General features: G+C 56.5%; 10 protein-coding genes. All 10 read left to right on the top strand.

What is annotated here, in order from left to right; all coding sequences use genetic code 11:
• Positions 1-3: 3 nt before the first annotated feature.
• The 10 genes from ACQCLF_RS12625 (at position 4) to ACQCLF_RS12580 (ending at position 13716) form a co-directional block, all read left to right on the top strand.
• Positions 4-2361: a flagellar hook-basal body complex protein gene (locus ACQCLF_RS12625; protein ID WP_426987802.1), complete on the top strand. Its 2358-nt coding sequence runs from the start codon at positions 4-6 to the stop codon at positions 2359-2361.
• Between the two features lie 198 nt (positions 2362-2559).
• Positions 2560-3300 (top strand): flagellar basal-body rod protein FlgF, encoded by a 741-nt coding sequence (gene flgF, locus ACQCLF_RS12620; protein WP_426987800.1) that lies wholly within the window; start codon positions 2560-2562, stop codon positions 3298-3300.
• Positions 3301-3386: 86 nt separating this feature from the next.
• Positions 3387-4172: a flagellar basal-body rod protein FlgG gene (gene flgG, locus ACQCLF_RS12615; RefSeq protein WP_426987798.1), complete on the top strand. Its 786-nt coding sequence runs from the start codon at positions 3387-3389 to the stop codon at positions 4170-4172.
• A gap of 49 nt (positions 4173-4221) precedes the next feature.
• Positions 4222-4926: a flagellar basal body L-ring protein FlgH gene (gene flgH / locus ACQCLF_RS12610; protein WP_426988030.1), complete on the top strand. Its 705-nt coding sequence runs from the start codon at positions 4222-4224 to the stop codon at positions 4924-4926.
• Positions 4927-4949: 23 nt separating this feature from the next.
• Positions 4950-6056, top strand: coding sequence for a flagellar basal body P-ring protein FlgI (locus ACQCLF_RS12605; RefSeq protein WP_426987796.1), 1107 nt, complete (start codon positions 4950-4952; stop codon positions 6054-6056).
• Positions 6057-6058: 2 nt separating this feature from the next.
• On the top strand, positions 6059-7042 hold the full coding sequence (gene flgJ, locus ACQCLF_RS12600) for a flagellar assembly peptidoglycan hydrolase FlgJ (protein WP_426987794.1): 984 nt from the start codon (positions 6059-6061) through the stop codon (positions 7040-7042).
• A gap of 22 nt (positions 7043-7064) precedes the next feature.
• Entirely contained in the window at positions 7065-9812 is a 2748-nt protein-coding gene (gene flgK / locus ACQCLF_RS12595) for a flagellar hook-associated protein FlgK (RefSeq protein WP_426987792.1), read from the top strand.
• 14 nt (positions 9813-9826) lie between these two features.
• Positions 9827-11437, top strand: a complete 1611-nt coding sequence (flgL, locus tag ACQCLF_RS12590; protein ID WP_426987790.1) for a flagellar hook-associated protein FlgL — start codon at positions 9827-9829, stop codon at positions 11435-11437.
• Between the two features lie 17 nt (positions 11438-11454).
• The gene (locus ACQCLF_RS12585) at positions 11455-11793 is read left to right on the top strand and encodes a hypothetical protein (protein WP_426987788.1); all 339 of its coding nucleotides are present in this window, start codon (positions 11455-11457) and stop codon (positions 11791-11793) included.
• Between the two features lie 198 nt (positions 11794-11991).
• On the top strand, positions 11992-13716 hold the full coding sequence (locus tag ACQCLF_RS12580; protein WP_426987786.1) for a flagellin: 1725 nt from the start codon (positions 11992-11994) through the stop codon (positions 13714-13716).
• The last annotated feature ends 17 nt before the right edge of the window (positions 13717-13733 follow it).

Raw genomic sequence — 13733 nt, 5'->3', positions numbered from 1 at the left:
TCCATGCCTTTTAATATCGCGCTCAGTGGTATCCGCGCAGCCAGCGCGGATCTGGATGTGACCGGTAATAACATTGCCAACGCCAGCACGACGGGCTTCAAGTCGTCGCGGGCGGAGTTTGGAGATATCTACGGCGGCAGTATTCTCGGCACCACGGCGACAACGCCCGGTAGTGGTGTCAATTTGCAGAAAATTCGCCAGCAGTTCAACCAGGGTAACCGCAACATTACGGATAACTCCCTGGATCTGGCCATTAACGGCACGGGCTTTTTTGTGACCAGCAATGCCGGCGAGCGTCAGTACACTCGTGCGGGGGCATTTGGTATTAACGACGACGGCTTTATCGTGTCGAACACCGGCGCGCTTCTGCAGGGGTTCTCAGCGGATGCGAATGGCAACATCAATGGCACCCTGGGTGACTTGCAAGTGGATGTGAGTGTACAGGCTCCCCGGCAGACCACCTTGAGTCTGGCGCGGTTTAATCTGGATGCCAACCAGGCTGTGCTCGAGAGCCGCGGTACCTCCTTCGGGACAGATGGTGCAGCCGTAGGGCTGGCTCAAACAGGTTTGAAGGAAGCGACCTCTACGCGTATGGATTTGGGTGCGATTGCCACACCGATTGACTTCTCGGCGAACCCCACCACCTTCGACATCGAACTGGTAGGCTCCTCTCCGGCATCCGGTAATGGCACGGTTAGCGTTACGCTCGACTCTTCCACCGCCAACTCGATGCAGGACATTGCCAACCTGATCAACAGCGAAATTTTTGGGGCTCCTTCCCCGATTAATGTGCAAGCCGTGGTGAACGGTGGGCAGCTGGTGTTCCAGGATTTGACCGAAGGCGTCAGCTCCAATATTAACCTGAGCAATATCAACGCTCCTTCGGGCGCCAATGCGTTGTCCAACGCCTTGAATGCCGCTCCACCTTCTGTCGCGGGCATTCCTGAAGTGACGAATGGCTACCTGGCGCAAACTCTGGAATTCGAAACACCCGATGGCGGTAGTGTGACGTTCACCAGCGAAGAGAACGCCTCTGCCGCTCAAACCGCCTCCGAGCTTAACGCGTTAACCGGCATTACCGCCTCGGCTCAGACCAATGCGCGAATTCTCTCCGGTACGTTCAATAACGGCAATAACAACTTTACCCTGAACGGAGTGACGCTGAGCTCAACCACGCTCGATGCGCTGGCCAACGAAATCAACGGCTTGAGCACGTCCCAACTGCCGGGTATCCGAGCGGAAGTGACCGCCACTGGGGATTTACAGATCACCTCCCGCGTCGGTACCGACCTGCGTTTTGGGTTTGGTGGCAGCCTGGCGCCCGGCTCCATGGACGTGGTGGGGAGAACGGGCACGGGCATCCAGTCCGTTAACAACAACACCGATGATGTCATTATTGGCGGCAGTGTGACGGTGCAAATGGAAGAGGGCTACGCTCTGAATTCCACGTCCCCGACGGTGGGTAATATTTTTGCGCCCCTGACCGATGACAGTTTTACCGAAGTGGCGATCAACGCGTTTGATCCGGACAATCAGGGCAGTTTCAACCACTCAACCAGTTCATCCATTTATGACAGCATGGGTAATCCGCATACCCTTGAGCAGTACTTTGTGCGTCAGCCTTATGACCCGGCTGACCCGTCCACATCGCCCAATCACTGGGTAATGTACGTTCAAGTGGACGGCCAGAATGTGGGTGATCCAGATCCGACGCTACCGCCACCGCAAAATACCGAAGCGACCATGGCTTCTTTTAATGTCCATTTCAATAGTGATGGCACGTTGAATGAAACGTTGTCGGATGAAATGCTCATCTCCAACTGGACGCCGCTGAACGATGACGGTTCCAGCACCGGTGCACTGGGGCCTCTGAATGTGTTGCAAGGCGGCCAGCTGCCTGTGACCGAGCCGCCCAGCAGTTCCAACTTTGAAATCAGCCTGGATGGCACCACCCAGTTTGGCGAGCGGTTTGGCGTCGAGCAGCAGGATCAAAACGGTTACAGCACCGGTCGTTTGTCAGGGTTGGATATCGGTGAGGATGGTACTATTTTTGCCCGCTTTACCAACGGCGAAGCCGAGGTTCTGGGCCAGGTGGCTTTGGCAAACTTCAATAACATTGAAGGGTTGAAGCCCGTTGGGGATACCAGTTGGGTGCAAACGGCGGACTCCGGCGAACCGATTATTGGCGCACCCGGCACCGCGCAGCTTGGCGATGTGATTGCGGGGGCGCTGGAAGAATCCAACGTCGATTTATCGGCGCAGTTGGTCAATTTGATTATTGCCCAGCGAAATTTCCAGGCCAGCTCAAAAACCATTGAGACCGCCAACCAGATCACGCAAACAATCATTAACCTCCGATAGTCACAGCGGGCTATAGATCGGTAAAAGCGGATGCGGGTTTATGCCCGCATCCGCTTTTTTTATCCGGCGTGGATGCGTGTCAACACAGTACGCGCCGGCCACCTCCCTTTGTTTTCACCGCGATAATCATCAGTTGGCATTGCTCTTGCAATACCCTTGATATCAGGTAATTTTTTGCCGCTTTTCGGGGGAGTACTCATGGATAAAGCCTTATACGTGGCGATGACTGGCGCCAAGAACAATATGCTGGCCCAGACCAACCATTCCAATAACCTGGCCAACCTGAACACCACCGGATTTCGTGCAGACTTCGCTCAGGCACGCAGTATGCCCATTTATTATGGGGATGGGCATCCGTCTCGGGCCTACGCTCTGACGGAGCGGCCCGCCACGAATTTTCAACCGGGCCCGATGAATGAGACAGGTCGTGACCTGGATATTGCCGTGCAGGGCGAAGGATTTATCGCCGTTCAGGCGCCCGATGGCACCGAAGCTTACACGCGGGCGGGTGGGTTACATGTCGACCCACTGGGTATTCTCCGTAACGGGAGTGGATTGCCGGTGATGGGTAATGAGGGGCCTGTAGCCCTTCCGCCCATGGAAAAAATGGAGATTGGCTCAGACGGCACCATTTCGGTGGTGGCGCAGGGGCTGGGGCCGGAAGCCATGGTCGAAGTGGATCGGATCAAACTCGTTAACCCCGGGGCGGAGGCGCTCTCCAAAGGTGAAGATGGGCTTTTCCGCCAGGACAATAATATTCCGGCGCCTGCGGACGCCGGGGTCAGTGTGCTGACCGGGTTCCTGGAGGGCAGCAACGTCAATGCGGTAGAGGAATTTACTCAAATCCTCAGTCAGTCCCGGCAGTACGAAATGCAAGTGAAAGTAATGCAGACTGCCCGCCAGAATTCTGAAACCTCGGCACGGCTATTGCAAAACTAGTTAACAGCAAGGCTTGAGCGCGGCTGAATGGCCGCAAAGCGGAAACAGTTTGCCGCCCTGGCGGCAACCGACAGAGAGAACACACCATGCACGCAGCCCTGTACGTCAGTAAAACCGGCCTCAGCGCCCAGGACAAACAACTGACCACCATCGCGAACAATCTGTCCAATGTGGGCACGGTGGGGTTCAAGCGCGATCGCGTGGTATTCGAAGATTTGCTGTATCAGACACAACGTCAGCCCGGTGGCCTCGCCAACCAGAACGATGAACTCCCCTCCGGTCTGCAACTGGGTACCGGTGTGCGAGTGGTGTCGACGCAAAAAGAGTTTACCGAAGGCAACCTGGAAGTGACTGACCAGGCCCTGGACGTGGCGATTGACGGTCGCGGCTTTTTGCAGGTGCTGCGCCCCGACGGCACGCTGGCTTATACCCGCAACGGCCAGTTGCAAATTAACGGCGAGGGCGAACTGGTGACCAATGGGGGTTTGCTGGTCGAGCCGGGCATCGTGGTGCCGGAAAACACCAGCCAGATTAATATCAGCGAAGACGGCATTATCAGCGCGCACTTTGACGACGATCCCCAGCCGCAGGAAATCGGGCAGTTGCAATTGGCCGACTTCATTAACCCGTCCGGCCTGGAAGCCATCGGTGGCAATCTCTACGTGGAAACCGTAGCCAGTGGCAACCCGGTTATCGGTGCGCCCTCTCAGGAAGGAATGGGAGCACTTAAACAAGGAATGCTGGAAAGCTCCAACGTCGATATTGTTCAGGAAATGGTGGATATGATTTCCGCACAGCGCGCGTACGAGTTGAACTCCAAAGTCGTTTCCAGTGCGGACCAGATGCTGCAATACATTAACCAGACGCTTTAAACCAAAACCGCTGAAACCCAAATGGGGCTGTGGAGATAACACCATGTTCATGCCGTGCCATACACTCAAGCGTTTTGCTCGCCGGCTGCTGGCTTGTAGTTTGCCACTGGTGCTCGGCTTGTCCGGCTGTGTGACCTACGAGCGCCCCGTGCCGGGAGACCCTTATTACGCGGCCACGATTCCTTCGGCGGCCGACCTGCCTCGCCGCACGGAAGGTTCTTTGTATCAGGGCAATTACGGCATGATGCTTTACACCGATCGCAAAGCGTTGAATGTGGGCGATATCATCACGGTCACGTTGTCCGAACGCACGGTTTCCAGCAAAAGCTCCGGAGTGTCCGTTCAGAAAGACAGCAGCACGAACTTCAACGCCGGTCCTTTACTGGGCAGTAACCCGACGTTTCGCGGCAATACACTGGAAACCAATCTCACCCAGAACCGGGAGTTTGCCGGAGACGCCGGGGCGGATCAGAGCAACAGCCTGCAAGGCAACATTACCGTGACGGTGGCAGAGGTTTTGCCGAACGGGGGGTTGGTGGTCAGAGGTGAAAAGTGGATCACGATCAACCGGGGTGACGAATTCATTCGCATTAATGGCATCGTGCGTCCGGAAGACGTAGCGCCGGACAATACCGTTCCTTCCACTCGGCTGGCCAACGCGCAGATTTCCTACAGCGGCACGGGCACCCTGGCCGACTCTCAATCCATGGGTTGGCTATCCCGGTTTTTTAACAGCGGCTACTGGCCTTTTTGAGCCATTGAAGGTGTGAGATGAGTATGAATTCAATACAACGGGCAATCACCATCGCGCTCATGCTCCTGATGGCCAGCGCCTCTCAGGCCGAACGCATCAAAGACATCGCGACGGTGGCCGGTGTGCGTTCGAATCAGTTGATCGGTTACGGCCTGGTGGTCGGGTTGGACGGCACAGGGGATCAGACCAACCAGTCGCCATTTACCATTCAATCGTTCAACAACATGCTGCAGCAATTCGGTATTACTGTGCCGCCGGGCACTCGTGTGCAAACCAAGAATGTGGCAGCGGTGATGATTCAGGCCGAATTGCCGCCGTTCGCCAAGCCTGGGCAAGGGTTGGATGTGACCGTTTCCTCCATCAGTAATGCCACCAGCCTGCGCGGTGGCAGCCTGTTGATGACGTCTCTCAAAGGTCCGGACGGTGAAGTGTACGCCATTGCCCAGGGCAATCTGGTGGTGGGTGGTTTTGGTGCCCAGGGTCGGGACGGGTCGCGCATTACCGTGAATGTGCCGAGCGTGGGGCGCATCCCGAGCGGTGCCACCGTCGAACGGGCGATCCCCAATAATTTTTCCGCCGGCCAGCCGGTGGTGCTCAACCTTCATCGCGCCGATTTCACCACGGCCAACCGTGTCGCGCAGAGCATCAATGAAATGCTCGGCCCGGATGTGGCTCGTGCGCAGGACGCGGTGTCGGTGGCCGTCAGTGCGCCACAAGATCCGTCTCACCGGGTGGACTTTATATCGCTTCTGGAAAACATCAATGTCGAGCCCGGCGAGGAAGCCGCCAAGGTGGTGATTAACTCCCGCACCGGTACCATCGTGGTGGGGCAGCATGTGCGGGTTTCCCCGGTGGCCGTGACGCACGGCAGCCTGACGGTTTCCGTTTCCGAAGATTACACCGCCGTGCAGCCCAACCCACTGGCGGGCGGAGACACGGCTGTACTGCCGAACTCCAACATTGAAATTACCGAAGAAACCAACCCGATGTTCAAATTCTCGCCCGGCAATACCCTGGAGGACATCGTGCGGTCCGTTAACAATGTGGGCGCCTCCCCGGGCGACCTGATGGCTATTCTGGAAGCGCTCAAACAGTCCGGGGCCCTGAAAGCCCAGCTGATGGTGATTTGATCATGATGACGAATAGCGCCTCCAGCCTGTCGACCATCAAGGACACCCATCTGAACAACGATGGGCTGGAGGCGCTGCGTGCCCGCGGTCGCAAGGGTGACCCGTCAGCACTGCGTGAAGTGGCGCGTCAGTTTGAATCCATGTTCGTGCAACAGATGTTCAAGCAAATGCGCTCCACCAATGAAATTTTCAGCGAAGACAGCTTTTTGGACAGTGAGGAAATGCGCTTTCACCAGCAAATGCTGGATGAACAAATGTCGCTGGAGCTGACACAAGGTCGCGGGCTGGGCCTGGCGGAAATGCTGTATCAGCAAATGGAGAAAGCCTACGGGCAGGGGCCGGAACGCGCGCCGGATCTTGCAAAGAGCGATCCGATTGAGCGCACGGCTGATATCCGGGTGGACGCTTCTGTCTCGGCTAAGACACCCACCGTTAAAACGCTTTCCGGTGGCAAAGCGGCAATGACCGACTCACCGGAAGCGTTTGTCAATCATATCAGCGAACATGCTCACCGGGCCGCCAAAGCCCTGGGCGTAGCGCCGCAGGCATTGGTGGCTCAGGCTGCGTTGGAAACGGGCTGGGGGCGTCACGTTATCCATTCAGGCAACGGCGATAGCAGCTTCAATCTCTTCAACATTAAAGCGGATCAGCGCTGGCAGGGTGATCGTATCAATGTGTCGACACTGGAATACCGCCACGGCCTGCCACGACAGGAGCGCGCTGATTTCCGACGTTACGACAGTTTCGAAGACAGTTTCGCCGATTACGTGGATTTCTTGCGTGATAACCCCCGTTACCAGGAAGCGCTGGCCGCGGGTGAGAACGCCGACCGTTATGTGGACGCACTGCAGGATGCCGGTTATGCCACCGACCCGGCTTATGCCGAAAAACTGAAAACCATTATGCGCACTGACCCGCTCGCGACTCTGGAGTCTTTCGAATCGGCCACGCCTCTCGCGTCACTCGATTCTGGCCCTAACACATAGCTCTGATTAAACAGGAACAGATATGTCCGGATTACTGAACACGGCGATTTCGGGGCTGCGCGTCAGCCAGGCGGGAATGCGCACCACCGGCCACAATATCAGCAATGTGAATACGCCGGGCTTTAGCCGGCAGCGCACCGAGGATGTTTCCCAGCCTGCTCAACAGGCGGGCGGTGCCGGTTATGTGGGCAGTGGGGCCGCGACTCAGAACATCAAGCGAATCGTTGATCAGTTCGTGCTGACGCAACTGCGTACCGACACCACCAACTACCATTCCCTGAACAGCTACAGTGCGAATCTGGAAAAAATTGACAAGCTGTTTGCCGACCAGTCCACCGGGTTGACCGGCGGACTGGAGAGTTTTTTTGCGGCCATCCAGAACGCGGCGGACGATCCGTCATCCACGCCTGCGCGCCAGTTGGTCGTTACCCAGGCCGAAAGTCTGAGCACGCGTTTCAACACACTCTATGACCGCCTGATGGATATCGAGCGCAACGTTATCCGGGAAATGGAAGCCATTACCGAGCAGATCAATGACCTGGCGGCTACAGTGGCCAACCTGAACACGGCCATAGCCGATAAATCCGAAGGGGGAAATGGTCACTCTCCCAATGATCTTCTGGATCAGAGAGACGAGGCATTGCGCCAGTTATCGGAATTGGTGGGTGTGAATGTCGTTTCGCAGGGCGATGGCACCGTTAATGTTTTTATGGGCCAGGGGCAAGCGCTGGTGGTCGGGGCTGATGCCAACCGATTTCGCGTTACCAATGCCGGCGAAGTCGTTCTGGGCCAGGGGTCTCGCACCCGCAATGTCACCGAGCAACTCACGGGCGGGCAGCTCAGCGGTTTGGCAGAATTCCGCGATGGCATATTGCACACCGCCAAAAATGAGTTGGGGCGTGTCTCTCTGGTGCTCTCCGGGGTTTTCAATGAACAACAGCTTCAGGGGCTGGATCTGGACGGCGACTTCGGCGAGCGCATGTTCAAAGACATCAATTCACCCGACCTCACCAAACAGCGTGTGGTGTCCGGTAACAACGCGGCGCCCGATGATCGGGAACTGTCGGTCACTATCGATGATATTAATCAGTTAACCGCCAGTGACTACAAGTTTGAAATCCTGGAGAACACCAATAACTATGTCATTACCCGGCTGGGGGATGACAAGGTAGTGGGGCAGGGAATGTTGACGGGCGCTTACCCGGAGAGCATTTCTTTCGACGGGGTGACGGTTACGCTGGAAGCTGGCTCGTTTCAGGGTGGCGATACCTTTACGATAAAACCCACCACCGACGCGGCCCGTTATATGGAGGCACGTTTGTCTCGCCCGGAAGATCTGGCGTTGGCATCGCCGGTACGGACTGGCACGAACAGCGGCAACGAAGGCACGGCGGAAATCAGTCAAGGTGAAGTGCTGGGCATGTTTGCGCCCGATGGCACTTTGTTGCCGGCGTTTGCCAACGCTGGGCAGCTCTCCCCTCCGGTGATTATCCGTTTTACCTCTGAGACCACCTACGAGATTCTCGATAATTCCGACCCGTCCAACCCGAAGCCGTTGGAGCCGCCCATTCGCGAGCAGCTTTATGTGCCGGGGCAGGACAATGCGCTCTTTACCTCCGATCCGGGAGAGACTCGGGTGGTCGGTAACGGCGGCAAGCTTGGCCTGCCCGATGGCCGCAATGCGCAAGTAGTGGCGGCCGGAGGCGCTGCCCAGGGCAACGGTTATCCGGTGGAGCAGATGCGCTTTCGCATCACTGATCCGGAAACCGGCGTCACCAGCACCCAGAACGTGGTGACCGGGCCGAATATGTCGGCGGCGAATTTGGCTGAGCAACTGGGTCGCGTGCCGGGGGTGTCCGCCAATGCGTTTACCGAAGCCACATTGACCGATTTCAATTTCGAGGATTTCAGCTCACCACTGCAAATCACCGTCAACGGTGAAAACCTGCTGGAGTACCAGGGTGGGGCGCTCTCTCCCGAGGTGCCGAATCCACAAACCGAGCCAGCGGAATTCCAGGAATATCTGGCGGAACGCATCAACGACAATCCCAACCTGCAGGCGCTGGGCTTTCGCGCGGAAGCCGGTGCCAACCCGGTAACCGGTGAACTGGAAGTACGGATGGTGGCCTCCTCCGGTGTCGATATGGATATTCGTCTCCAGGCGGATGGTGCCGGTGAGAACCAGCTCAGCGTCAATGACAGCAACGGTAATCCGAACGTGCGTTTAAGTGGTCAGGGCGCCGGCACCGAATCCACGGTGACCGTGGGTGGCCGGGTGGATCTCACGCTGGCGGACGGTGTTACCCTGAATACCGCGCCCTCTGACAGCCAGCTGTTCGGCGACAGCCAGGCGGAGGATTTTGCGCAGTCGTCCTATCTGGGTTTTCAGGCCGTGATTAAAGGTCAGCCGAAAGCGGGCGATACCTTTACTCTGGACTTCAACAACGACGCCAGCAGCGACAACCGCAATGGCCTGGCCATGGCTGCATTGGAAACGGCCAAGGTAATGGGCAACGGTAATATGGGGCTCAGTGATGCCTACGGCCGTCTGGTCGAGCAGGTGGGTACCGAGAGCGCTTCGGCCCGCACCAACACCGAGGCCGCCCGCAGCCTGGTTGAGCAGACACAGTCCATGCGCGACAGCATCAGCGGCGTTAACCTCGATGAAGAGGCCGCCAACCTGATTCGCTTCGAGCAGGCTTACAACGCGAACTCCCGGGTGATTACCATCGCACGGGATATTTTTGACACGCTATTGAACTCGATCTAACCGGGGTATTGGTCATGCGCATATCCACCCTGCAAATCTACAGCGTTTCCGATATCGGGATGCGCAATGCCCAGTCGGCGATCAACAAGACCAGTGAACAAATGAGTGCGGGCAAACGCCTGCTGACCCCCGCCGATGACCCCGTGGCCGCAAGCAGCATCCTGAGGCTCACCCAGCACCTCGGTCGCATTGAACAGTACGAAAAAAACATCAGCGCCGCGCAGAACAGCCTGGATCAGGAAGAGGTCGCTGTGCAGTCGGTGATTACGCTAATGCAGCGGGTCAAAGAATTGGCCATTCAGGCGGGTAACACCGGTACCATGACGCCGTCCGATTATGACTCGGTCGCGGCGGAAGTCGAAAGCCGCCTGGGTGAACTGTTTGACTTACAAAATACCCGTAATTCGTCTGGCCAGTATATTTTCTCGGGCCACCAGGGCAATACCCAGCCGTTCACTCGGGAGGGTAGCGGCAAGTACGTGTATCAGGGCGACGAAGGCCAAATGAGAATACAGGTGTCCGAAACCGGCTCCGTGGCGGTGTCCGATTCCGGGAAAAACCTGTTTGTGGATATTCCCAGCGGGCACAGCACCTTCAATACCCGCCCCAGCGCCGCCAACCAGGCCGTGCCTCCAGCACGTATTGATGTCGGGGAAATTATCGATCAGGACGCCTACGAGGCGTTCTATCCCCGCGATATGAAAATCACCTTCAACGCCCCGGAATCCGTCTCCCCGGCTGGCACCAACTACACCATCACCGATGATCGTGGCCGGGTTCTGGCGGAGAACGTTCCCTACGAACAGGGCGAAGCCATTGAGATCAATGGCGCACGGGTGAGAATTACCGGTCAGCCTTATCCCGGCGAAGCCGCAACCCCGGCGACAATTGATTTTGGGGCAGTCACGCTCGTGGACTTCTCAGGGGCGGCGCAAAGCGTGACCCTGACGGTGGGTGGTAAATCGGAAACCCTGGTACTGGATCGTCTCGTCAACAACGCCGCCGACCTGGCTGCTGCATTGTCCGCTACCGCAGAAGAGATAACGGGCAGTGGCGCGGATCGCAACGCGCAAAAGCTGGCGAATCTGGGCCTGACGGTGTCGCCAACCGGCCTGGAGGCAGCCCGTGGTCAGAACATTACGGTTCGCAATGGCACGGCCGACACCGACCAGGTGTTCGGCGTGACCACCCAAAACCAGGGTACCACCTCAACCAACGGCGAGCTGGCTACCCCGGGTGACAGCTTCGTGCTTGAATCCAGCAACAAACAGGGGTTGTTGACCACGGTGTCCCGTTTTAGTCTGGCCATGCAGAATCTGGACGGCTCGCCGGAATCCATTGAGGCGCTGAACGAAGTGATCGCCCAGACCATCGATAATATTGACCGCGCCGAGACTCACTTGACGTCGGCCCAGGGCGAACTGGGTGCCCGCATGAATACGCTGGAGTCCAGTCAGGAGCTGTTGTTGGACACCCGTCTTCACAACGAAGAAGTCATCGGCGATCTGGAGGGGTTGGACTACGCCAAAGCCACCACCCGCCTGCAAATGCAGAGCCTGGTGCTGAGCGCCGCCCAGCAGACCTTCGTGAAGGTTGCCAACCTTAACCTGTTCAACTATCTGTAATAGTGAGTCTGTGCCCTGTGACGAAACCCTCTGTGACTGACCGCCTCTGGACCCCACTGGACAAATTCCGCCAGTGTACAGAAGCGCTGTTGTCCCTGGCCGAGGCTGGCGACTGGGAAGCCTTTGAGGCGATGGCCAAAGCGCGTCAGGGCTGGCAACAAGCCCTGGGAGAGGACGATTTTCTGCAGGCGGTAACGGAACAGGGCGAGGCAGAGTACCTGAAAGATCAAGTCGCCGAGTTGCAGGCGCTGAACGACCGCATCGGCGTTCTTGCCGAACAGGCCAGGGATGAGGCCGCTGGCCAGCTTCGCCAACACAGCGTCCAGAAAAAGGCCATTCGCGCCTATAAGCCTTAAATTATTGATTTATAAGAATAAATAAAAAAAATCAACGCCCCTGGCACAAAAAGTTAAAAAATCTCCTAAAGCTCCCCTCTATCTCGTCGATAACCTTTACAGAAGACCTGGTGTTCGCGTTCCCAGGCTTCACTGTCCGACTGAAGATCCACGGCTGGTAAAGCCTGTGAACCGGAAAATACATTTAGGAGAAAGACTATGTCTCTCGTTATCAATACCAACGTTGCCTCTCTGAACGCCCAGCGTCAGTTGCTGCAATCCGGTAACGCTCTGGACCAGGCCACCGAACGCCTGTCTTCAGGCAACCGCATTAACTCCGCGAAAGACGATGCCGCCGGTCTGGCCATTGCCAACCGCATGACGTCCCAGGTTCGCGGCTTGAACCAGGCGGTACGTAACGCCAACGACGGTATCTCCATGGTACAGACCGCCGAAGGTGCTCTGCAGGAAGCGACCAATATCCTGCAGCGTATGCGCGAACTGTCCATTCAGGCGGCTAACGGTAGTTACGAGGATGTCGACCGCTCTCGCTTGGACTCAGAAGTCCAGTTGCTGAAAGTGGAATTGGATCGTATTGCCAAAGATACGACTTTCAACGGTAAAGCGCTGTTGGATGGCTCTCTGCAAAACACTTTGCTGCAAGTAGGTTCTGAGCAAAACCAAACCATTGGTTTGGACATTGGTTCATTCAGCACCAGCTCTTTGGGTGGGAACTCCGGTGATTTGGTGGGCGAAGAATCCACCGGTTTGGGCGCTTTGCAGGCTATCGAGACTGACGGAAATCTGGTCATTAACGATACGGATATCAGTGCTCTTGATGGCGCCAACACTCTGAACGAAGCGTTGAACATCATTAATGCGGACCTGGAAGGCAAAGGCGCTGAAGTGACTACGCTGGTGCAGGTTGAGGGTGACAGCGGTGGTTCAGGTGTGCTGCGCAGTGGTGACGTACTGACGTTGACGCTGACGGATGGCGACAACAACACTCAGGAAATTGATATTGCCAACACCAACAACATGGAAGAGCTGGTAGAAAAGATTAACAGCAGCAGCTCTATCGAAGCGTCTCTGGACACCAATGGGCGTTTGATTCTGAGCGCTGAAGGTGCTACCTCTATCGAGGTCGCTGGCACTGGGGATTCCCTGGATAATACTGGCCTCGAGGCAACCACTACGAATTTCTCTCTGGTGATTAATGACACCAGCACAGAAAAACGTGGCGTTACCATTTCAGGTGATGGTACTGAAGCGGTGGCCGATAACCTCGGTATTGACTTCAACGATGACAGCGGTAACTTGCTTGGCGCTGATCTCGTGGCCGCTCCCACTTTGGATACTCTCAATAAGGGAGACCTCATCATCAATGGTGTTGCTGTGGGAGCAATGAATCTTGATGGTGCAACTGCTGCTGAGAACGCAGAAATCCTGGCGGAGAAAATCAACGATATCTCATCCGAAACAGGGGTTGTGGCCATTGTAGATAGTGATGCGCTTAAGTTGCGTTCAAGTACTGGAGATGAAATTTCTATCCAGTATGGTGAGTCAGTGGATGCAAGCAATATGTACGAAGCTACTGGTTTGCAAGAGCGTAATGCGGCGAATGGTGTAGGCTCTGTCGCAAGCATCAACATCTCCACCGCGGCTGGCGCTCAAAAAGCTATCGGTATTTTGGACGAAGCCATTGACCAGGTTGGTCAGACTCGTGCGGATCTGGGTGCGATTAACAACCGTCTCGAATTCACCGTAGCCAACCTGTCCAATATCAGTGAGAAGACCTCAGCGGCCCGCTCACGGATTATGGACGCTGACTTTGCGGCGGAAACCGCTAACCTGAGCAAAAGCCAGGTGTTGCAACAGGCGGCCCAGGCGATGCTGGCCCAGGCCAATGCCCGTCCGCAGCAGGTTCTGCAGCTTCTCCAGTAAGCCGGAACGCTCCGTCA

This window comes from Marinimicrobium sp. ARAG 43.8, from assembly GCF_050113635.1.
GTDB lineage: Bacteria > Pseudomonadota > Gammaproteobacteria > Pseudomonadales > Cellvibrionaceae > Marinimicrobium.
Note: the sequence above shows the minus strand (reverse complement) of the source record. Positions and strands in the feature narration are given on the sequence as shown.